This window comes from Pseudochrobactrum sp. B5 (genome assembly GCF_001939785.1).
Classification (GTDB): Bacteria; Pseudomonadota; Alphaproteobacteria; order Rhizobiales; family Rhizobiaceae; genus Pseudochrobactrum; species Pseudochrobactrum saccharolyticum.
Map to the genome: position 1 here is coordinate 1 of NZ_MOYL01000015.1, position 20,524 is coordinate 20,524.

The window sequence follows — 20,524 nt, forward strand, 5'->3', positions numbered from 1 at the left end:
CACTGGAGAGAATACACATAATGAGAGGTCAGGCATTTTTGTCTGGCCTTTTTTATTTCTCACATCAAGATTGGCTACCAGATGAAATCAATGCACAGCTTATTACGTCAAAATGCAGAAATTGCCTTTGAGAAAACACAGCTTCAAAGCAGTGTTCATGCACGTATCTCCGATGAAATCGAAGAAAATGTGAAACTTCGTGATGAGAAGACCGCGCGATTAAAAGCACAAAGACTTGCTCAAGCGGCGATCACTCCACCGTTAAAAACAAAGAAAACGAAACCCACGAGTATCGTTAAGGCACATTAAAACCACCCTTTAGCATGAAGCTGACAACTCCAAGGATCAGAGCGCTTATTATAAGCCAAACGACCTTCGCCAGAGTATCACTCACACCGGATATCTTCTTTTCCAGATCATTGAACCGGTTGTCCATGTGCTTCCACTGCTCATCTTTGCGTGCATCTGCGATTTCAGATTGAACCTGAAACTTCTCCAGAACCACAAGGCGCGGGAGAATACCGGTCAGCTGCTGCTCAAGATTTACAACGCGGGAACGAAGATCGAAATCATTCTCTGTTGGCGACATTACCAGCACCCCGCCTTGTTTCCGTAGGCATTGTGACCGGCAATGCCTTTGCCCGCGCTCTGGTCATTACCTGCCATATAGACAGCGGTTTCCGGTTTAAGGCTGATTTTCTGCCATCCCGCGCAATTGTTCGCACTGGTCGCGCACCCCGCCAAGCTCAACACACAGAGCAACGCCGTCCATATTGTTGATTGTTTCATTAATCCCTGCCCTGTTCTGGATTGCCTGCGTCACAGCTTGAGCGGCTTTTAGTGCCGCATCCTGTTTGCCGTCATGAACCCCAAGCGCATAAAAAAAGAGGCCTGAAACTGCCCCTCCGATTACCGCGCCGATGATGTCTTGAAGACTGATCCTCATGCTGCTTGATCCTGCATACGCTTGATGAGGAAATACGTACCGGTGGCAAATGCTCCGACCATGATGATTGCAAGCGCCCACTGTATAGGGCCGGTGCCGGAAGCCATACCGCCAAGACCAGATAAAAGGCCGCCAATTGATGCCCATGCCTCTGGCTTTTTAAATGTTTCCATGAGAGATTGATCTTTGGGGTTGGCCTTAGCCGAGGAAGTATTCACATCGGTATTTACTTGGAATCCCCGTATGAGCTGACGTGATTGCGCCTCCACACTGATCACCCGCTTTTGCCAACCCCGCCCGAATGTCGGCCATGTCCTCAGGGTTTTCATGAACCGGAGGCGTTCAGCAGCATATGCCGCAATAAGATCGCCTTTATAAGCCTTCACTGCAGCAACCGTCTGACCGCCAACAATGCCGTCCGCAGTCACACCAACCACGCGCTGGAGCGACTTAACCGCCTGTGCAGGACCGCTATTCACCCCATAATCAAACGCCATGAAGTCGATACCCACCGGAAGGAGATCTCCGCCGGATTGCACCCAATAAGAGCGCCGGTAAATCTTTGCAGCTTCTTCCTTGGTGAGCGCTTTGACCTGTGCCGGTGTAACGCTGGCAACACCACGGTGTGCGGCTAATGTCCTATGTGTGATGCCGTATTTCGTGGCGCCGCCCGGGTCTTTCGGATTATTCACATATCCGCCCTCATGACCAAACATCAGGTCAAGCGCGGTCGTTAAGGTCTCACGCATAGCGTTCCTTTCTAAAAATACCCTTGAAATGAAAAATCCACTCACTAAATCGAGCGCGTCACACCAACACATCGTTCGTATTAAGGAGGTTTTTGTGAGCGACCGTTTGTTTGACAAACCCGTTTACGTTAAAAATGGACGTTATTTAACGTTAGAGATTGCCAGTGTTCACGATGCACTTATGTTCCTACATGAATGGCCAGAGAATGATCGCGATTTGATATATGACACCGCTTGGAAGGCATGCTGCGACGCACATGATGGTATAAAGCCAGTGATTGCGGCGCAAAATGCGATTAAAGGTTTTGCCCGCAAGCGTGGTATTCTTGATACTCCTACCGCCCCCATACCTTGGGCAATTGAAAAATCATCAAATAGTGGGCAGTTGTCTGCTTAACTAAATTTTGTGAGTAAGTCTGAGGTGTATCGTGCTCGGGCTTACTCACTGCAATAAATACCTCTTCAAAGGCAGATAAAATTATTAATGAGAGAGCAATAGTCAGGCAGTTAAAGCTTGCTGCCACATTGCATCAACCTGTTCCTGCTTTAACGACAGATGCGCTGCCACTTGGTTGAGCAATGGGTGCAAACGCCGGTACTCAGAAGCATCCTGCCATTCGATAGTAGCTTCATCGCCCATCGCGAGAATAGCCGCGTCAAGATCAGAAAGGCTGATGCCGTTGCGCACTAATGTCAGGCGAAGCTGCCGCTTGCTGATTGGCGGCATTTGAGCGCGTTGCTCTTCAGGTGTTAATGGCGTCGGCATAAAAATTTCAACCTTGCCATTCACGTACCGACGTGTCTGCTGATTTTGATATAATTCTTCAAACGTAGGTTGATCGACCTCGGTGAAACCTTCGATCTGTTCCGCACTTGGCTCGTAATAGATCGTATCAAACACGCCGGTTAAAAGCCCGTCAGCATTAGTTTTAATGTAGAATTTGTGCATATTCATGTCTTCCCTATCAACCCCCTGTAGCAATCCATGAGATCCACTTAGTCTGACTAGGCGAGTTGCTGTAAAGGTTAAATGCGCCTTCATTAATAGGCTGCACCCCATATGACGCTGCGGTAGTAAATTCTGCGGATGTGATTACGACGCTCGTTAAAGTGTTTGGGAATGGTGTAAAATTGACGGTAGCGTGTCCTGATGCGTTGAAGGTTACCTGCTGCCGTCCTGCACGCAATTGCATGCCATTTACAGAATATGATTTGTTAGCTGGTTGGTCATATCGAAGAAGCCGGACAACCTCGTTAGATGTTTTATGCCTCATGTAAGGAGATTGAGCATTTTGAGATATAAATCCGCCAATCTCACATGTGTCCCCTGTCATTTTCCCGTCAAGCGAGTCAGCAATAGCGCCAGTAGCCACCATCTGCGCTTCGGTCTTGTTAGCCACATTCCCAAGGCCGACTTCTGAAGGCGTATGAGTATGTGCTGATGGTGGGAAAGTTGCGGGTTTATTGGCGATTGAAGATACCCCGCTTGAGGCATTCCAATCCGTTTGAACCTGTGCGGCTGGAATTGTTGGCTTATTAGACAAGTCATTGTAACTGCCAGTCGTGGCAACCGCTGCCAGTGCTGGTGTTTTGTCCGCATCAGCAGGAATTCCGGCCAGCTTGTTTGCTTCTGCTGTGGTATAGCCTTGATAGCCGGTAGCATACGAAATGGTGATTGTGCCGCTCGTGGTAATCGCACCAGTTGCAGATAAACCAGCTGGTACAGCAACCCCGACACTAGTTACCGTTCCTGTATTTGCCGTCGCACCAGTGGCAACACCTGCAAGCTTTGTCCGCTCAGCTGCGGTCATAACTTTGGCAGCTGTCGTTTCGACCATGCTGCCCATGCTGAAAGCATCGGCGGCCTTGTTGTTCGGGTCATATGTTGCACGGAACATGTCGCCGCCGCCGGACGGATCAACCCATACACCGCCGCGGGTTAGCAACGCCCCACCTGCTGTTGAGCCGGAAGCATCAATATCTGCTGTCGCAACTTTGCTTTTTGTTGCCAGAGCACCAAGATCAGACGGCTGAACAGCAGTATCTGCCAAAGCCAGCGAGGCGAGTGAAGTGGAGGACAGAGCAAGAGCTATATTTGCAGCCAATGTACCGCCGCCGCTCAACCCCGCTCCGGCAGTTACAGTGATGCTTTGTTGAGCGGCATTAACGATACGGGCATCGTCACCTGCCGCAACAGTTCCCGCAGTCGTGCCAACATTCAGCCCCGAAGCACTACCAAGCGAAGGCTTGTTCAGCAAATCGTCATAGCGACCTGAAAAGCCCACAGCGGAAACCTGTGCAGGCTGCACTGCCGTATCTGCCTTCTGCCCCTGCTCTTTGGTCGCGGCATCAACAATGCCATATCCGGCAAGGGTGGTAGACTTATCGGCCTTGTCTGCAAGCACAGGGAAAAGCCTATCAGGCGTGATAGCTTTACCGGCTTCTACGCCAGTGCGGATTTCACCCTCAGATGCGGTGGGAATGTCAAATTGATGGGTATGATAAGGAATATCAACCATGCGTCACCTCTTATAAGCCAGCCGCAGTAAGGCGGGCTTCAAGTTCTGTTATTCGGTCAGCGAGAGGTTTCAAAAGGCCGTCTAACGGCGCATGCACCTGTTGCCCGTTCGCAAGGAGCAGGACACGGATGCTTCTCGTATCTGAGACACCGGAAATCGCCTGTGGAGTAGGAGATGTTTTTTCCATCACAGCACCCGAATAATCTTGTTTTTGATAATCGTCGGCTGAACGTTGTTGTGAGGCAGGTTCCCGCCCTTGTAATTTGTCTCAACATAGTGGGAGTGCTCACCGGCTTCGTCTGTCGCAGACTTGCTGTTGCCTCCGGTGCCAGATGGGCGGTCGCCACCGTAATTCACGTTCGTGGCTGCGCCTGTATAATGGTGCCAGTGCCTGCCGGATTGATTGGTATTGCCTTCATGCCGGTGACTTGGCATCTGCGCTTCCGTCAGTACATGGGTTTGCGAGCCACCCACAGCGCCAAGAACATCACCGTCAACCCCACCGTACGCAGCGGTGAGCCTGCCGGTTCCGCGATTAATGCCAGCTACAACGCGCCCCCGACAATCAGGGATATTGAAAGTCGTCGTACCGTTTCCAGCTCCCCATTTTGTGCCGAGAACAGCGAACAGTGCCGGATATGTTGTACGGGACAACGCGCGCCCATCCTCGAACATCCAGCCTTCCGGCTCCGTATCGCCGTTCCATTCGATCGTTCCGCCAACAGGCACGACCATATTGTAAAGCTTTGGATCATAAGCCTGCACATCCGTACCAATCACCACATTGAGAAAGGCTTTCAGTGCCTGCTTGTCTGCCAGATCAGCCATAAGCTGCCGGATCGCATTGTTAATGTTGGAAGGCGCACAACCCTCGGCAATATTAATCCCGTTGATGGCCGTGTTATTTGACGGTGTGGTACTGTAATCTTTGATCGGCATTATGCGCGTCCTTGTTTGATGGATGCCACAAGCGAGGCGAGAGCGTTGGACTGGTTGGGAGAAACGCCGGAGAACTGAACCGGCGAAAACGGTGAGGCTTGCTCCTGCTGTTGCCCAAAGGCTTGCAAAAGCGCATTCAAGCTGGATTGCGTGCGGCTTGGTTCTGACACTGCGGCGGCTTCTGCAAAGGTTGGCGCTTGCTCATTGCCTACGACAGCTTGCGCTGGCACTTGTGCTGACAGTTGCGGGGATGTGCTCGGCAGAGGCAAGGCGGACTGTGAAGGCGGAGCGCTTGCAACCAGTGCCGGATCAGGCTTCCCACCTCGCCTGCCTGCAAGTTCGATATGCCAGTTCTCATTTGAAAGCGGGAAAGCCAGCCCAAACCGGCCGGCATTCTCATGCGCCCATGTCGTTGCTGATGGATCGAGGTATTTCAGATCGGCGGCATGACCGTGGTTGTGGTTAGATCGCCCCGGCGGCGCTACCCACTTCCTCGCTTTTTCCGGTGATCCGTATTTCTGCAACGCATCCTGCCATAGCTGTGCCTGCCGCTCAGGTGAGCGAAAACCGGAAGTAATGCGCAAATGCTGTGCAATCTCCGGCGGCGCAGCCGCAAACATATTGGACAGTGCAGAAGCAAAGCCTTGATCCAGTCCTGAGAAGCTATCAGGCCGCATCGCCCCTCCGACAGCGTACTTTTTGAAGTCAAAGGACATATGGCTTTCTCCAATAAAAAAGCCCCGCAAAAGCGAGGCTGTGGACTTAGTGCAGAATTGATTCAAGTATCACGAGATTAGGCGGAGGAAGAATCATGGTTCACACGGGTATTTGCGAAGCTATCCGCGCAAAGAAAATTATAAGCTTCGTATACAACGGGAAAATTAGAACCGTTGAGCCCCACCTTTACGGGTACGACGCAGACGGCGACCTATCGCTGTATGCTTGGCAACTTCAGACAGGAAGCGGCGAAGGCTGGCGCCAGTTTCACGCTTCCAATATATCCGATATGTCCATAACTGAACGAAATTTTCTACAGCCACGTATAGACTGGAAGCCGCATAAAATCGGCGTTTCACGGGTTTTGTGTAGTCTGTAAAACCACCGCAGTCACATTTCATCGGGAATTTTGCTGGTAGCCGATGTAAGGCACAGCACGACCAATGTTGCTTAAACATGGCGCTTCCATTCCTTTCAGGATTGAGTATTGTTTATTCAATAATATAAAATTTAGGATGCCACTATTAATGAAAATATCGTTGGCTGCATTTGCACTATTGATCAGCTGCGTTACTGCTTTTAGCCAAGCTTTTTGGGATGGCAATAAGCTACACTCACATTGCAGTCAAAATAAAACTCATGCGATGGCATACGTTATGGGTGTAGTGGATGAAATAACAAATAGACCTTACATAGTGTCTTCTGAGAATAAAATAATAGAACCACGACCATATATATGTTTCCCGCAAGGAGTTACAGCAGGACAATTGGTAGATATAACTTGCAAATATCTTACCGATACACCCGAGAATAGGCATTGGACAGCCAATATAAATATCTCATCGGCTTTGGCTAAAGCTTTTCCGTGCCAATGAACCCAATGCAACCAAGGCCGACAAATGAAGCAAATAGACCACGATCCTAGAACCATCGAACACATCCCCAACGAAAAGCGCCTCCCAAAATGGATTTGGAAGGCGGGATTTGCGTTGATTGCTCTGTTATGGGCTGCCCAATGGTACATTGATGGGTTTGACTGGGATCAGCTTATGCTTGGCTTAGGAACGGGTATAGTATTAATGGGTTGGGTCATGGAAAGAACCGGCGGTGAAATCCCCGCCTCATGGCGTAGTAAGCCGCCCCGCCAATAATCCACCTTGCGCATTTACCAGAGCAGTTAACAAGCTACGGCTTTGCGGAGTTAATGGCTGGCTTATGATCTGCCGAGCCAGATAGTTTTGCATTGGCTTTGACATAAGTGTTTTTCCGGCAAGATATGGTGCTGCCAGTCCAGCCGCCATTCCCACCGGTCCACCAACTGCCCCACCTCCGCCTCCGAGAACGGCTGCCGTCACGCCCTGAGATGCAATACGCTGTGCAGTTCCTGAATTTGGCAATGGCGACATTGCAGCCTGACCCGCCTTCACGAGATCGGTGAAATCGCTTTTGCCTGTTGCAAATGCAAGCCCATTCTTGCCCTTGCTTGCCGCCTGAGCGAGTTTTGCTGGTGTGATATAACCTTGGCCGCCCGCCTCACCAGCACCACGCGATGCATCCGCAACTACACGGAAATTCCCCCAATGCTTACGAAGCTGCTTCCATGTCCCTAAATCAGATGGGTTCGTCTTTTGAATAGACCGCTCCATCGCGTCATCAAGAGCATTGCGCAGACCACGATAAGCACCTGCCAGCATATCATCATTGCCACGAGCTGATTGTGCAAGCTGAGAAAGATCAGATCGCGCCTGCTGGTACCACTGCCCAGAAGCGCTTCCTTTGTTCTTCATGAACTCGTTAACGATATCAATGCGCACCTTATCAAACACAGGCTTTTTAAGGGCATCTAGCTTTTCACCGTATCGGTTCATTGTTCTTGAGATATCGTTGACCATCCCGCGGTCAATACTGATCGTGTTACGAGCTGATAAGTCTTGAAATCCCTGTGATAACCGTTGTTCAAGCGCTCCTAAATTATCAGGGCTTGCCAGACCGGAGCCGCCAGCCCTGCGCATTGCTGCATCGGTGAACGCTCTAGCCTGCTCATCCATGAGATCGGCGGCCTTTGCCCCACCCAATTCACTTTCTCGATATTGCAACCACTTACTGCCGGTCTTCTGACCAGCAGAAAGAGGGACGCCCTCATTGCTAAGAGTTTGAACGGCGGCGGCACGCTCTGGAGAAGTTGCAAACGGGGCGCGAGCTTTATTGTACAATGACGATGCGCCGGATATTGCAACGGGAGTTAGCGCCCCTATACCAAATCCAAGTCCGCCTCCTGTTTTTGCTCCCTGTAGCCTGCTGTCCGTCCCTTCCCCCGCACCGAAGCCATAACCGGCACCAAGGGCAGCGCCTTCTGCACCGGATGCAAGGGCTACTGCCGGCAGTTTAGCGCCGGAATTGATTGCTGCATTGGTTGCAGACAAGCCACCCTTTGCCAGTCCAATACCGGTGCCAAGCGCACCGCCGATCTGTCCGCCATAATAGGCGACAGGATTATCCTCGGATGCTCGACGTTCTGCCTCACGCATTCGCGCAAGGTTATAATCGTAATCCCCACCGAATGGCACTGACAGCGCGGCACTGGCCTCGTCCAGCATGTTCAAGCCTGTACCCTGCCCGATGCCGAGGGCAAGAGCATTGGCTCCACCTTGCGGAATGTTTGGATTAGCAGGGCTGCGCAAATCTTCCATCTGACCGGTTGCGGGATTGAGCACCATGCCTTCCGGCGGTTGGCCAAATGTGCCGTCAGGATTTGCTTGTGGCTGCTCTACCAATGGGGCAGCCTCCCACCAGTTGCCGCCTGCTGTGTCTGTCTGTGGCTGCTCAACAAGAGGCGCAGCTTCCCACCAATTTGCCATTATGGTTTCCTCCGAATACTTCCATCCGGTGCCGTAAATTGTGTTCCACTCGGCAGAGCATCAAATTCAGCCTGACTGTTAACTTTGGCTGTGCCAGCAGGAGGATACGCTGCATCTGTGTTTCCACCAGCTTTCTGCTTTAATTTCTGCATGCCGTCTGAGACTGCGCTTCGAAAATCCTTTAGCGCAGTTTTAAAATCATCCTCGCTTAGCGAGCGATCCATTCTCGCCATTGCTGCTTCCGCTTTTGCGCCTTCAATTTCAGTGATAGCGCCACCGCCTTTGAGCATGCCGAATGCCTGAAGAAACGCGCCGCCTTGAAGCTTTTTGAGATATGTCAGTGCATCACGCCCACTTGCTCCCATTGTCCAATTGGGACGGTACTGGTCAGCAGGCCCCACAATTGCAGATAACCCGTCATGTGAGAGCAGTGTATCAATATCAGCAATCGTTTGTTCACTCCTCGCAAGATCAGAAGGAAGCGCAGTGAAAGCCTCTCCCTGCGCCTTTCCTACGACTTTTTCTTTCTCAGCATTTGCAAGATTTTTAGGAACGGAGCCAATAATCTGACCGGAGCGCTTGTCCTTAATGGCATAACTATCACCAAGATCGATTTGTTCAGTACCGGACGAAATATCAAACCCGCCTGTATCGACCTGCTTGAAAGAACCGTTTTTACCAAGAACGCCCAAAACTGGTTTGCCCTGATCATCCTGCCCCCAAATAGGATTAAGACCATATTCAGTAGCCCCACCACCGTTGTTTTTCTCCCACTCGAATTTCTCACGGGCAAGCTGATCGGATGGTGAAAGCTGAGGGTTTTCCAGCTTCTGAATTTCCAGTTCCATCTTGCGCTGTTGCAGTGCCTGCATCGGATCAACACCTTTGCGCATGGCAATAAGATAGGCATTGAGAGAAGCGCGGTCACTGGCAACGGCCTGCGCTTCGCTTTCATCCATCCCTTTGCTTTTCAGCCATTCAACAGTCTGGTTCTGGTTTTTCTTCGTCTTCCTGTCCTGATTACCGGCGGCAATCATCTGACTGCCTTTTGACAGGCTGTCCTGCATAGTACCGCCCATGCCCCAACCAAGAAACATATCTCCTAAACGTTGACCAAAATCGCTTTCTCCAAACTTGGACAGGCCATCAAAAAATCCGCCAGATTTGGACTGTGGCGGCTGTGCTGGCATTGCTTGGGATGTTGAGTGTGTCGGCATTGGGTCAACCGCTCGCGGGACCTGTGCGACCTGCTGTTGCAACACATCTATTGGTGCAGATAATGGCGGGGCTGGCTGCTGTGCAGCTTCTGCTCCCTGCAAAAGCATGTTCGGATTTGGTTGCGGCGCAAACTGTTGTGGTTGACCGGTGAGGAATGGCGCGAGCAAATTGCCGATGGTTTCGCGCTGATCCATAAAACTTGTAAGAAGATTGCGCATTATACTTGTCCACCTTTCCCCATGATCTGGGCGATATAGGCTGAGAGCGGGTTCCCCTGCTGACCGCCTGCCATCTGTACCGGTGAGAACTGTGCTTTGGGCTGGTTCTGTCCGATCTGGGCAAGCAAATCCTGCCTGCTCTTTTCTGCGTCCGTCATTTCAGAGCGATACTTACCGAGTTTGCCGCCGCTCATATCCTGCAAGGCTTGAGAGAACATATTGCGGTTCTCCGGCGTGCCAGCAATTGCCTGCTGAAAACTTTCCAGCTTGTCACCGATACCACTGAGAAATCCACCGCTGGCGGCAGCTGTTGGTTGCGCAATGGTGTTCATGGCGCTGCCTGCGCCTTTCAAAGCATTAAACATGCGCCACCACCTCCATGTTAATGCCGAGAGCGTCGTAATTGACCGCCAGATAGCCGTCATCTTCCAACACAACCGCATCCGGATACTTATCGGCCACATCATGCGCCATCAGGCCACGGAAGCGTGTGGGTTCGCCCCTATAATTGAATTCATACATTGGCAGACCATTCTCATAAGTGCCGGTCTGTACGATATGCTCTTTGAGACGCGCGTCAGATTTAGCAAAGAGTGAGCCAATCGCCCCGATAGCACCAAGCGGATTAGATGGCTGATTAACGGTCTGAACATTGGTACCGTAATTACCCGCAGAACCGGCAGCAGCACTCTGCAACAGACCGAGCCGTGTCCAGTCCTGCATATCCTCTGCCTGCCATTTGGCATAATCAGCCTGCAGCTTATCCTGCGCATTCTTATCCTGAATTTGTCCGGCACCGATCTGAGCCTGACCACGACCAAGCTGCGCGGCATCCACGCCAAGCTGGTTCTGAATAGACTGCGCGTTGGCCGCATCAATCGCTCCAACAGCCTTGAACTGATTATCCATTGCACGGTTGTAATCGCTCTCCAACCCTTGCAGCAGCATATTAGTGGTGTTCTTGCCAAGCACATCGGTATTCGCGCCGGAGCCATAGCGCCCTGATCCGGCAAACTGGCTCTGGATCAGATCATTGGCTGAGCTGATCTCGTTATTCAACCGCTCACGATAATAGGGATTACCCTCTTTGAGATATTTGCCGGAGGCATAATCCTGCAAATTGGATTGCGCACTGGTTGGTTGTCCAGCTTGATCACGCAAGGCACCATAATCAGCGCCACCATTCATGACGCTACCAATACCGGCCTGCGTATTGGCTCCAAGATCGGCAACGGTCTGGCCTTGATAGACATTGCCACCTTTACCGCTGTTATAAAGATCCATTGCCTCGCTGGCAGACTTTTGAAACAAAGGAGCCGCCCATGCAGGCGGCTTATTCTCGGTTGTCTGTGTCTGTGAGCCGCCTTTTTTACCCATTATGCAAGTCCTTTCCGAAACATTGCCAGCTCAGCGCCATAGCCCTGTTTTGCTAATGCGCGTTTCCAGCCCAAACGGCCAAGAACGCTGCATTCATGGCAACCCTGATCACGGCCATATTGTTCGATTTTTTCAATCAATGGCGTGCTGTCCAAACCATCTTCACCGGCCAGTACCGTCACCATGATTGTGCGGTGATCTGTTGCCTGATTATGTTTGATTTCAGTGAGCACAAAGGAAACATAATCCTCGCCATCGAGGATCAGCCAAAGCTGACGCTCACCTGACAGGATCTCCTTCATCAGGGATTTAATCTCAATGTCCTTGGGAAACCGCGCTACCATTTGCTGCATAGAGGCAGTGATTTGTCGGCCATAATGCGCAATACGCTCCGGCGGCCAATCGTTTGTCAGATGAATGTCGAGTGTCATTTGGAGCCTGCTGTGCTGATTTTGGTTTCAATGCCTTGCGCGTGCGTCCAGATCGAACCTGCAGGAATGCGGACTTTGACCTTGTGAAACCGTGAGCGTGACATCCGCCGGTACATGCCGGTGCGTGAGGATGGCGCTTGCTCATCCTGCCAGCGAAAAGCTTCTGAACGGCGAAAGCGTGAACCAATCGCCAAGCGGGCATCACCTGTATCGGCAATCAGATAGGTTTCATGAATACGTGTCACGCCACCTGTGGTATCGCCGATCTCCTGTGTAGTAATCACGGCTTCCTGCGTCTGGCCGTTGAAGAAACCAAGCGCCCCATCCCGCGTAAAAGCTGCCAATACAGGCGAACCGCCCTGCCATGAACGGGCATCAAGCGAATAAGGCAGGGCATCAATCGAAGTTGAAACCGCGTCCAGCCCTTCCAGCGTATAACCAAGTGTGGCAGCAGACATGAGCATGGATGCGGTAATATCCGCCTTTGTCCAACGGCTCAGCGCCCAATCATAGGTATATATCTGATTGTAATTCTCATTACCGAAGCGCCGGATTGCAAAATAAACACGAGAGTAAAACGGATCGACAACGCCCATGATTTCAGCAGTATCCGACCATTCTACCTGATCAAAAACCGTGCGATCGACCTTTTCAAAACCGATATTTGCCATAGAGCCGTCAGGGGCAATCTGGAAGAACCCGCCCTCGTCAGCATAAAAAGCCAGATTGGCTCGCGATGCGATAGAAAGGCGTGACCTTGCACCGCGCAGATCATGAATTTTCTGGAAGGTGAAAATCTCCACAGAACCCGGAACGAAGGTCACACGCCGGATTGCTTTTTCCTGAAACACAAGCGGGTTGGTTGCCTCGGTTGAACCTTGAACCACGCCACCATCAGGAAACTCCTGATAATCGCAATTCTTGGCACCAACAGTCCAGTGCTCTGCATCATTTAAACCAGACCACCACACGCGACGCGGATGCGCAGGCAGCCCCATCAGAGCAACAAAGTCACCCCAGACGCGCACAATCGCAGCGCGGGGCGGATTGCCGCCAAGATCACGAAACAACGCCTGCCCAAGCTCAATTACCTGCGGATTGTCATTTTCATTCACCGCGATTACAAAAGTGCCAAATTGCGCAAATGACCAACGCGCCTCGCGGCTGGCATTATACTGCGTGTCGGTCTTCGATATATTGACCCATCCCAGATCGGTATTATCCAACCGGTAAAGCCCTGTTGCTGTGCCAGCAAAAACATAGGTGCCGCCCAGATCATCGCGCGCCATAAATCCACCGAGACAGGCAGTAGGCAGCGCTTGCGACAAAGGTTTAAACTGAGGAAACGGGATATAAGACCCGTCAGCGCAGAGCACATTGTTCACATCACCGGTAAAACTACCGTTCAGATCAGAGACATCGGGGCGAAACTCTGCAAATGGGATTGTCGGCATGGATTATACCTTAAAATGCTGTCGCACGGATAACTCCCCGCGCATAGCGTGAGGTTGTTTCTCGCTTCAAAGCTTTGTGCTGATCCTGATAATCACTTAGCGCTTCTGTGGCGACCTGCGGGTCTTTGAGCGTATCTTTAGCCAAAATATATTTGGCGCGGGCTTTGATAAGGTCATAGGCCTCAGTCACCCATGCATTGGGGATTTCAAAGCTGGTCAATGGTGCAAGACGATATGCTCCAAGCTGTAGCCGGATTTTATAAGCACCGTCCGGCACCGGATAGAGGCGCAATTGCTGATTGAAATAGGTATAGGAAACCGGTTCGCCTTTGACAGCATTACGGTCTGAAAGCCGTTCCATATTTTCCGGCGTATCACGACGCAGATCGAGCACATTTCCTGCATTATCCTCACGATAAGCAGCCTGAATATGCACAAGGCGCGGAATTTGCTCATGAGCTGGTGCGCCATACCATTGCTGATCGGCAACGGTATTAAACGTCACATCACGGGTTTCATTGAAATAATAGGTTTCGCGCTCGCAATAACGGATTGAAGCCGCAATCGCGCGCTGGATATCAGCAGTATATTCACCGGTCGTATCGTCAACATCGCGGGATATATCTGCGATAAGTTGCGGAAATGTATAATCGCCACCGGTGAAATTCGGCCCCGATGTTACAACTGTAATCGCCATATGACCTCGCCTTTCACAAAAGAGAAAGGGCGGGAATGACCCGCCCAATCAGGATTTATGCAGCCGGTGCAGCAAAAGAGGTCAACACAACGGTGCCGTAATCCACGCCGTCATAAACGGTCTTTTTAAGGCCGCCGATCATGCTGGCACGAACACCAAGTTCACGATCATAGTCAAACAGGTCTTCCACCCATTTGAACTTGTTTTTGCCGCCGTCTTTACCAAACGCCATCGAGGCCGACTGCGCACCGCAGAATATTGCACGGCGGGTATTGGCTTTCTGCTTGAGGCTTGCCGGATCGGTTGCATCAATGCCAAGCGGTACACGGCTGTTCTCAACAATCAGCGTACGGTTATAAACACCGAGCGCACCGGTATAGAGACCGTTCTTGTCGATATCACCGCCCTGCAAGCGTTTGCCCTGCAGGTCAAACCAGTTGCCGACCGTTGCCACGTCCTTGCGCATTGAGAGCGTCTGATCCGGATGAATAAAGCAGACATAATCAATATCCGCGCCCAAGCCCTTGATCGGACGCACCATTGGAGCCGCGTTTTTCGCACGGTTCACAGCATCGTCGATCATTTGCAGTTTGAACACATCAGCAGCAACAAGTGCCTGATCCGTTGCTTTACCACCGGCGCGCAGGATGCGGCCAGCACTTGGAGCAATGGCGGCATTGAAACCGGTATATTTGCCATTGGTGACAAAGGTATTGCCCGCGAGCTGGTTGAAGAACCATGTATCAATACGGTCGGCCATCCAGTCTTTCAGGCTGTCATAGCTTTCTTCACGCATATTGTAAGGTACGCGCTGACGATCAATTGTACCTTCGTTGCGGACGCGATGGGCATGACCAAGTTCGTTGATCACCATCTTGTCGCTCTGGCGGGTCAGGCTTTCTTCATTACCTTCCTGCACTTCGTTTTCGGTCGTACCGTCGCCGGTAGCCAGCATACGAATGCCCCATGTGATCTGGTCACCCGCACCTTTTTTGGTCTCGGTCATGATCTGGCACAGAGAACCGGCCTTTTCGCCCATATACTGATAGGCGGTTGTTTCTTTGAGTGCCTCAACGTCCATACGCTGAGACCAGAGTTTTACAGTCAATGCATCATTGACAGGCTGAACAGTGGTAGCCATCGGGCTAAACCTCCAAAATCTGATTGGGAATTTGAGTTAATGCTTGCGCATCACGCCGCGCGGCTAAGCGGAAAGCAGGATTACGCCTGCTGCGGTTCGGTCTGACGTCCCGAATGACGAAGGGCAGTTTGAAAGCATACCGAGGCTTCATTGCTGTGCTCAACGACCGCCAAGCACCTTGATAAGACGTGTCTGATTTTCAGGCTTGGTGTACCACCGCTCGAAATCTTCCGGCGACATGTCTGCAATCGCTTGAGAGGTCAGTACATCACCACTTGGCGCGCCACTTGCCTGAGCAACTGTTTTATTACGCGACTGCGCATCCTGAATTGTCTTTAGCTGTTCTGCTGCTGCATTGGGAGCCGGAGCGGCACCAGTAAAGCCGTATGCTTTGGACATATTATAAATCACCTGTGCCGGTGACTGGCCGGTTTTTGCTGCCGTGATTACAATATCACGCAACTCGGCGTTCATTTGCTGATTGCGCCCTTCTTGCGTCTGGAACTGAGGATAAGCCGCCGCCATAGACTGCAACTGCTTGTCGCGGGTTTCGGACAGAAAATGTACAGCATCCCCATAGTCTGGCGACTGAGTTGCAAATTCCTGACATGAATCCCGCCAGTAATCAGCAACAGCTCTTTCCTGAGCCTGCACCTGCTGCTGTTGTGCAGCTTGGGTTTCTCGCTCCTGAATTTGTTCGAGCACTTTCTTATTCTGCCGACCCTGCCACTGCATATGGGCGAAGATATCAACAGTCGGATCTGGTTCCGGATCATCGTCGACAGCCGCAGCCTCACCATTCTGCCGCATAGCCTGAGCGAGAGTGTTCCAACGGTCTTCAAGGACCGCTTTCGCTGTTATTTCAGCTTGCAGTTTAGCCTCAATTTCCTTGCGCCTGCTACGCTCCTTGCTGAGTGCACCATAAGGCACGGTACGGTTCGGATCACCTTCCTGCTCAGCGCTGTCCCCATCTGTCACAGGGGCTTCCGGCTGTGGCTGCTCCTGAACAACGCTTGTTTCCGCCTGCTCGATAGCTGTATTCGGTTTATCTTCCGGCAGCACTTCACCGCCCGACGAAAAATAAGCCTCTGCCTCAGCAGAGAGCTTGCCTTCTTCCATATCCGACATGATTTTTCCTTGAGAATAGTCTGACGTGACCAACGGCAACCGATAGCGCTCGGTTCAGCGAGAACAGGGCTTCCCCCTGCTATTTGTTAAATGGCTGAGCCGCGCCGCGCCTCTGAAGTACGCCGGATTGCATTGCGGCTCTCCTCAATGGCAAGGCGTTGCGCATCCAGTCTGCCTTTTTGCTCCGCAGTACCGGCCTCAATCTCAGCCTTGCGCTGCGTGACCATAAGCTCAGTCGCTTTTTCCTGCAATTTCATCTGCCCGAGCTGCTGTTTAACAGCCAGATCAGCTTGTGCGCTCTCCGCCTTAGTTTTAGCCGCAATTTCTTCCGGAGAAGGCTGCGGCGGTTGCTGGCTTTGCTGTTCCTGCGCTTGTTTAGAGCGCTCTCTGATGCTTGCCACAAGTGAGGCTGGCAGCGGTGAAAGCTCCAGAAGCTCAAGCAGAATATCCGGCGTGACCATATTACCGATCAGCGGGAATAGGCTCTGCATCACCGCCCAAGTGCGCTCTTTTTCGTTCGGGCTGGTCGGGCTGTCATCAATGATGATGTCGTATTTCTTGTCGACTTGGCGAACCAAGGGCAGATATTGCTCTTGTCCTTTACCAACGACACGGATTAGGCGGCCATCCGACAAATAATTCTGCAAGAGATAGAGAATGGTTTCTGCCTGACGCTTGCGATAAAGCCGCAATGCATTGAACAAGGAGGCAAGCACCCCAAGCGATGACTGCTTGCGGGTGTTTTCCAGCACACCAGCCTGATCAACTTCACGCGTACCGATAAACTCCCGTGAGAGACCAGTTACTTGCGTAATCGCTTCCTTGCTCTCGTTGAACAGTGCGAAAAAGCCCTGCGGGAATTGCGCCGGTGGTTTGGGCTGGATTTGCCCGCTTTGCAACGCTCCGGCATTCACCCATGTGATTGCATCCGGACTTGCCCATGTTTCCTCAGCCTGCCGAATATTATCGAAAGCCTCTTTTTCCGCCAGCAACCCGCCTTTGGATTGCGAGTTGAGCAGATGCATGATCTGGCTAAAGAACTTGTTCGTCCAGCGCTGCGGATCAATTGCAGCGCGAACAATACCGTAAAACAGCCCGTCTTTAGTGTCGAAATAGCCGGTCATAACATCCCAACCAAGACGGCCTTGCGGCGCCAACGGGCTATCGATCTCAGCCAGCAGACTGTTGCCAAGAAATGCACGTCTTGCCACTTTGCGCATCTGGCGCACCAGTTTCAGACTTGGCGCAATCTCCGGCATTTCCTTATTGATCTGCTTGACCTCAGCAGTCGTAAATTCGCGCATAGCCTGTGGATTTTGCGGATCAAGGCCACGATAATATGGCTCCCGTTCCAGCCACCGCGCCTCAACAATAACAACCTTCTCACCTGCCTCGAATGTCCGCTCTCCCTGATTATCATCAGAATAGCGATTGCCGTGGTTCACTTGATGCGGATTGTCCCGCCCTGCATCATCACGCGCCCAACCGGCGTGCAGCGCTTCCTTAGGCATGTCCGGAAACATATCTTGCGCTTCTTCAATGCTCATTTCCCGCACGCGAAACATGCGCATAGCATCAGTCATGTTGAGCTTACGAGCAGTTGACGGAAACACCATTTCAAACGGATCAATGCGCTCAGTCACCGGCGCACCGTCTGGATCATCCTCATAATCAAGGCGCGTATCCATGAAACTGAGGCCGCTGACAATCATATCGCGGAAAGCTTCACTGTCCTCATATTCGGCATTGGCTTCATCACGAAACCACTCGCCGCCAGCTGTCAGAATTTCATTGGCATGCGCATCACCCTGCTCTCGCGGGATAAAGCGCATTTCACGACGGTTGTTCATCTCAGAACCAACAACCGCATTAGCCAGAGGAGCGATATTGTTGAAGGTCAGCACAGGGCGCTGTTGCTTCTGCATAGCCTCAAGGTCACCGTCTGACCACTGATTGCCCGCCACAAAGTCAAAATGCTCTTTGGCATGCTTGCGCCATGCACGCACTTTATCGATATCGTCTTTGTACCAGCCTTTGAGCCGGTCAAATATCGCTTCGCTGTCTTTTGCTCTTTCAGCCATATTTTACCCACTCATCCAACTTGAACCGGTATTTGCCCCAAACCCTCGATAAGCGCGGCTGGTTTCCGGAGGCGGTGCCTGCTTGGCAAACCGCAACATCATCAATGCGTAACGGGACGCAGAAATCACGTCATCACGCTCTTTCACAACTTTGCCGTCCTTACGGTGATAGGTCTGGCGCTCCTGCAACCAATCCTGACAGGTCGAGAACACTTTCCAGCGCCCTGTCTGCATCCGCAGCAACATGTCTGACAGTCCGGCCTCAACACCGTTTGAACCGTCAAGAAACTGCGCGCGTTGTGGCAGCATCTTCATGCCCTGCTCTTTGTATTGCTTCGCTATCTGCTCACCGGAGCCTTTATCGTGCTGCAAACCGTCATGCGGCCATGACCACGGCAGCCATGCGCCCCACGGCTTCAATGCTGCTGCATGAATGAGCGGTGTCGCCTCACGTTTACGGTAATCTCTGGTGACATAGACAATATCGCTGTCCCGATCCCAAGCGAGACTGGCGGCGGCAGTCGGGTGATCCCAACCAAAGTCAATACCGCCGATCTGCACCCAATGTGGGGGAATCGGAAACGGCTGTACCACAATATCTTCTTCCATCACCGGAAAGATCAGGCCGGAGCCAAGTGTTGGTATGCCCTTTGTGCGTGCTTCACGCTCATGTGCCGGATAGCTGGCAATGATACGGTCGCGCTCCTCTTGCGAGTAATGCAGCGCATCCTGAATGGTCATCATGATCTTGATGCGATCAGGCGCATCTTCAAGAAAGAACCGCGCAGAAACCGCTGACATACCTTTGAGCGGCGTATAGGTCATCATCACGCTGCCCTTAGTGGCATTGGAAACACCTTGTCTGCGCGTCGTGCGCTGAATGCAGCGTTTCGGGATAAAACCTGTGCCCCATTCTTCTTCGCGGTCTGGCTGACCAACAAGCAAGCGCTGCACACCATCGCGGGTCAGCTCACCGCTCTCGGAACCTGCTATCACCACAATCGGATGGTCAAAACGCAAGCCCTGCCACCAGAACGGATATTCACCGGTGAGGTGCATGGCAACTTCTGCTGCACCGGACAGGGTTTTACCCAACTGGTTACCGGCAGCAAAAAGGCGCTCCCGATATGACGCGCCTGCATTATGAAATTCTATCTGTTTTGGATAAGGCTCATACCCTTTGAGCCTATTCACCTTCTTCCGGTGCGCTCTCTCGGCCAGCAAGCTTTCCAGCTCCAACTTTTCCGAGTAACTCAGTGATCCGAGCATCTAATTGCTCCTCTGGCATAGACTGGAGCGATCCGGAAACATTCAGATCAAGCTTGTCGCTGTATTTCTTCGGGCGCAGTTTACCAGCCATCCATTTACGAGCATCGACACGCAAAGCTGACCGGCGCAATGCCTCACCATTCTCCCGCCAGCCAATGTTTTCGCCGTCCTCGTTCTGGCGCTCCATCCAGTCATTGCGCCCATCATCGGCAATTTCAAGGATATCATCGAAAATAGCGTCTGCTTGTGCCTCGCGTGCGCGTGCGTACTGGTCTGAAAACTCAGGATGCAATGAAAGCCATCTGAAAACCGTAGAACGAGCTGGGAGAGCTTCATCTTCACAAATGCTGCGTAGGCTCTCCCCGTCTGCCAGCCTCTCACAGATCAGATCAGCTATGTCCTGACTATAATCTGTCGGCCTGCCTGTTACCGGCGCTTCATCAGTCATCACTTACCCCTTGCTCCTGCTGCAATCCATGCAATGCCAGCGAGTGCCGTCCACATGTGAATTAGCATGCCGCTAAAGTGCCAGAGTGATTGAAAGGTGAATTCGAGAAAGGTCATTCACACTCTCCAAGTTTGGACAATAAAAAACCCCGCACTAAGCGGGGCACCAAGAATTTCATACATATTTACTTAAGAAGGTTATATTAGTAATATATAAATTCACGGGGTAATTTTTATTACTTTGGAAGGTTGATTATGCATCATTCAAATAATGAAAATCAAACAAATCATTCAACTCCACATCCTATAGAAGATGAATGCCAAAGATCATTGCA

21 protein-coding genes are annotated in these 20,524 nt (G+C 51.6%); 2 read left to right on the forward strand and 19 right to left on the reverse strand.

All coding sequences use genetic code 11. The annotated features are described in order from the left end of the window. Positions 1 to 90 precede the first annotated feature (90 nt). The gene (locus BKD14_RS19230) at positions 91 to 309 is read left to right on the forward strand and encodes a hypothetical protein (protein WP_139316488.1); all 219 of its coding nucleotides are present in this window, start codon (positions 91 to 93) and stop codon (positions 307 to 309) included. Here the strand turns inward: BKD14_RS19230 and BKD14_RS18695 are convergent. The 3 genes from BKD14_RS18695 to BKD14_RS18705 form a co-directional block, all read right to left on the reverse strand. After that, complete coding sequence (locus tag BKD14_RS18695) at positions 296 to 589, reverse strand: hypothetical protein (protein WP_022710445.1); 294 nt, start codon at positions 587 to 589, stop codon at positions 296 to 298. The genes BKD14_RS19230 and BKD14_RS18695 overlap by 14 nt on opposite strands. Before the next feature lie 96 nt (positions 590 to 685). Continuing rightward, on the reverse strand, positions 686 to 946 hold the full coding sequence (locus tag BKD14_RS18700) for a hypothetical protein (protein ID WP_075657623.1): 261 nt from the start codon (positions 944 to 946) through the stop codon (positions 686 to 688). Beyond that, positions 943 to 1,695, reverse strand: a complete 753-nt coding sequence (locus BKD14_RS18705) for a glycoside hydrolase family 108 protein (protein WP_075657624.1) — start codon at positions 1,693 to 1,695, stop codon at positions 943 to 945. Before BKD14_RS18705 ends, BKD14_RS18700 begins: the two co-directional genes overlap by 4 nt. 94 nt (positions 1,696 to 1,789) lie before the next feature. On the opposite strand from BKD14_RS18705, the gene BKD14_RS18710 reads away from it, so the two are divergent. Continuing rightward, complete coding sequence (locus BKD14_RS18710; RefSeq protein WP_075657625.1) at positions 1,790 to 2,092, forward strand: DUF982 domain-containing protein; 303 nt, start codon at positions 1,790 to 1,792, stop codon at positions 2,090 to 2,092. Between the two features lie 102 nt (positions 2,093 to 2,194). Here BKD14_RS18710 and BKD14_RS18715 read toward each other — a convergent pair whose 3' ends face one another. From BKD14_RS18715 to BKD14_RS18795, 16 genes are all read right to left on the reverse strand, one after another. Further along, positions 2,195 to 2,650 carry a hypothetical protein gene (locus BKD14_RS18715; RefSeq protein WP_075657626.1) on the reverse strand — a complete coding sequence of 152 codons (456 nt, stop codon included), beginning with the start codon at positions 2,648 to 2,650 and terminating at the stop codon, positions 2,195 to 2,197. A 10-nt stretch (positions 2,651 to 2,660) separates the two neighbouring features. Continuing rightward, positions 2,661 to 4,214 carry a hypothetical protein gene (locus tag BKD14_RS18720; RefSeq protein WP_075657627.1) on the reverse strand — a complete coding sequence of 518 codons (1,554 nt, stop codon included), beginning with the start codon at positions 4,212 to 4,214 and terminating at the stop codon, positions 2,661 to 2,663. A 186-nt stretch (positions 4,215 to 4,400) separates the two neighbouring features. Beyond that, positions 4,401 to 5,153, reverse strand: a complete 753-nt coding sequence (locus BKD14_RS18725) for a tail fiber protein (protein WP_075657628.1) — start codon at positions 5,151 to 5,153, stop codon at positions 4,401 to 4,403. Continuing rightward, entirely contained in the window at positions 5,153 to 5,830 is a 678-nt protein-coding gene (locus BKD14_RS18730) for a M15 family metallopeptidase (protein WP_075657629.1), read from the reverse strand. The genes BKD14_RS18725 and BKD14_RS18730 overlap by 1 nt, the downstream gene beginning before the upstream one ends. A gap of 1,161 nt (positions 5,831 to 6,991) precedes the next feature. Continuing rightward, positions 6,992 to 8,728, reverse strand: a complete 1,737-nt coding sequence (locus tag BKD14_RS18740; protein ID WP_075657631.1) for a hypothetical protein — start codon at positions 8,726 to 8,728, stop codon at positions 6,992 to 6,994. Further along, positions 8,728 to 10,164 (reverse strand): hypothetical protein, encoded by a 1,437-nt coding sequence (locus BKD14_RS18745; protein ID WP_075657632.1) that lies wholly within the window; start codon positions 10,162 to 10,164, stop codon positions 8,728 to 8,730. The genes BKD14_RS18740 and BKD14_RS18745 overlap by 1 nt, the downstream gene beginning before the upstream one ends. Next, positions 10,164 to 10,529: a hypothetical protein gene (locus BKD14_RS18750; RefSeq protein ID WP_075657633.1), complete on the reverse strand. Its 366-nt coding sequence runs from the start codon at positions 10,527 to 10,529 to the stop codon at positions 10,164 to 10,166. The genes BKD14_RS18745 and BKD14_RS18750 overlap by 1 nt, the downstream gene beginning before the upstream one ends. Continuing rightward, a complete protein-coding gene (locus tag BKD14_RS18755) occupies positions 10,522 to 11,541 on the reverse strand; it encodes a tail fiber domain-containing protein (protein WP_075657634.1) in 1,020 nt (339 codons plus the stop codon). Before BKD14_RS18755 ends, BKD14_RS18750 begins: the two co-directional genes overlap by 8 nt. After that, entirely contained in the window at positions 11,541 to 11,972 is a 432-nt protein-coding gene (locus tag BKD14_RS18760; protein WP_075657635.1) for a hypothetical protein, read from the reverse strand. Before BKD14_RS18760 ends, BKD14_RS18755 begins: the two co-directional genes overlap by 1 nt. After that, on the reverse strand, positions 11,969 to 13,426 hold the full coding sequence (locus BKD14_RS18765; RefSeq protein ID WP_075657636.1) for a hypothetical protein: 1,458 nt from the start codon (positions 13,424 to 13,426) through the stop codon (positions 11,969 to 11,971). Before BKD14_RS18765 ends, BKD14_RS18760 begins: the two co-directional genes overlap by 4 nt. Positions 13,427 to 13,436: 10 nt before the next feature. Further along, entirely contained in the window at positions 13,437 to 14,123 is a 687-nt protein-coding gene (locus BKD14_RS18770; RefSeq protein WP_083647307.1) for a hypothetical protein, read from the reverse strand. Between the two features lie 55 nt (positions 14,124 to 14,178). Next, complete coding sequence (locus tag BKD14_RS18775; RefSeq protein ID WP_075657637.1) at positions 14,179 to 15,264, reverse strand: N4-gp56 family major capsid protein; 1,086 nt, start codon at positions 15,262 to 15,264, stop codon at positions 14,179 to 14,181. A gap of 159 nt (positions 15,265 to 15,423) precedes the next feature. Beyond that, entirely contained in the window at positions 15,424 to 16,392 is a 969-nt protein-coding gene (locus tag BKD14_RS18780) for a hypothetical protein (RefSeq protein WP_075657638.1), read from the reverse strand. A gap of 86 nt (positions 16,393 to 16,478) precedes the next feature. Beyond that, positions 16,479 to 18,473 carry a hypothetical protein gene (locus BKD14_RS18785; RefSeq protein WP_075657639.1) on the reverse strand — a complete coding sequence of 665 codons (1,995 nt, stop codon included), beginning with the start codon at positions 18,471 to 18,473 and terminating at the stop codon, positions 16,479 to 16,481. 3 nt (positions 18,474 to 18,476) lie between these two features. After that, positions 18,477 to 19,742 carry a terminase family protein gene (locus BKD14_RS18790; protein ID WP_083647309.1) on the reverse strand — a complete coding sequence of 422 codons (1,266 nt, stop codon included), beginning with the start codon at positions 19,740 to 19,742 and terminating at the stop codon, positions 18,477 to 18,479. Beyond that, positions 19,660 to 20,190 carry a terminase small subunit protein gene (locus BKD14_RS18795; protein ID WP_075657641.1) on the reverse strand — a complete coding sequence of 177 codons (531 nt, stop codon included), beginning with the start codon at positions 20,188 to 20,190 and terminating at the stop codon, positions 19,660 to 19,662. Before BKD14_RS18795 ends, BKD14_RS18790 begins: the two co-directional genes overlap by 83 nt. Positions 20,191 to 20,524: the final 334 nt, after the last annotated feature.

What these genes read in the sequence shown, in the direction of transcription:
- BKD14_RS19230 (WP_139316488.1), top strand. Translation starts at nt 91, where the DNA reads ATGCACAGCTTATTACGTCAAAATGCAGAAATTGCCTTTGAGAAAACA.
- BKD14_RS18740 (WP_075657631.1), bottom strand. Translation starts at nt 8,728, where the DNA reads ATGGCAAATTGGTGGGAAGCTGCGCCTCTTGTTGAGCAGCCACAGACA.
- BKD14_RS18785 (WP_075657639.1), bottom strand. Translation starts at nt 18,473, where the DNA reads ATGGCTGAAAGAGCAAAAGACAGCGAAGCGATATTTGACCGGCTCAAA.
- BKD14_RS18765 (WP_075657636.1), bottom strand. Translation starts at nt 13,426, where the DNA reads ATGCCGACAATCCCATTTGCAGAGTTTCGCCCCGATGTCTCTGATCTG.
- BKD14_RS18755 (WP_075657634.1), bottom strand. Translation starts at nt 11,541, where the DNA reads ATGGGTAAAAAAGGCGGCTCACAGACACAGACAACCGAGAATAAGCCG.
- BKD14_RS18770 (WP_083647307.1), bottom strand. Translation starts at nt 14,123, where the DNA reads ATGGCGATTACAGTTGTAACATCGGGGCCGAATTTCACCGGTGGCGAT.
- BKD14_RS18790 (WP_083647309.1), bottom strand. Translation starts at nt 19,742, where the DNA reads ATGCTCGGATCACTGAGTTACTCGGAAAAGTTGGAGCTGGAAAGCTTG.
- BKD14_RS18715 (WP_075657626.1), bottom strand. Translation starts at nt 2,650, where the DNA reads ATGAATATGCACAAATTCTACATTAAAACTAATGCTGACGGGCTTTTA.
- BKD14_RS18780 (WP_075657638.1), bottom strand. Translation starts at nt 16,392, where the DNA reads ATGTCGGATATGGAAGAAGGCAAGCTCTCTGCTGAGGCAGAGGCTTAT.
- BKD14_RS18795 (WP_075657641.1), bottom strand. Translation starts at nt 20,190, where the DNA reads ATGACTGATGAAGCGCCGGTAACAGGCAGGCCGACAGATTATAGTCAG.
- BKD14_RS18720 (WP_075657627.1), bottom strand. Translation starts at nt 4,214, where the DNA reads ATGGTTGATATTCCTTATCATACCCATCAATTTGACATTCCCACCGCA.
- BKD14_RS18695 (WP_022710445.1), bottom strand. Translation starts at nt 589, where the DNA reads ATGTCGCCAACAGAGAATGATTTCGATCTTCGTTCCCGCGTTGTAAAT.
- BKD14_RS18750 (WP_075657633.1), bottom strand. Translation starts at nt 10,529, where the DNA reads ATGTTTAATGCTTTGAAAGGCGCAGGCAGCGCCATGAACACCATTGCG.
- BKD14_RS18725 (WP_075657628.1), bottom strand. Translation starts at nt 5,153, where the DNA reads ATGCCGATCAAAGATTACAGTACCACACCGTCAAATAACACGGCCATC.
- BKD14_RS18700 (WP_075657623.1), bottom strand. Translation starts at nt 946, where the DNA reads ATGAGGATCAGTCTTCAAGACATCATCGGCGCGGTAATCGGAGGGGCA.
- BKD14_RS18705 (WP_075657624.1), bottom strand. Translation starts at nt 1,695, where the DNA reads ATGCGTGAGACCTTAACGACCGCGCTTGACCTGATGTTTGGTCATGAG.
- BKD14_RS18730 (WP_075657629.1), bottom strand. Translation starts at nt 5,830, where the DNA reads ATGCGGCCTGATAGCTTCTCAGGACTGGATCAAGGCTTTGCTTCTGCA.
- BKD14_RS18745 (WP_075657632.1), bottom strand. Translation starts at nt 10,164, where the DNA reads ATGCGCAATCTTCTTACAAGTTTTATGGATCAGCGCGAAACCATCGGC.
- BKD14_RS18775 (WP_075657637.1), bottom strand. Translation starts at nt 15,264, where the DNA reads ATGGCTACCACTGTTCAGCCTGTCAATGATGCATTGACTGTAAAACTC.
- BKD14_RS18760 (WP_075657635.1), bottom strand. Translation starts at nt 11,972, where the DNA reads ATGACACTCGACATTCATCTGACAAACGATTGGCCGCCGGAGCGTATT.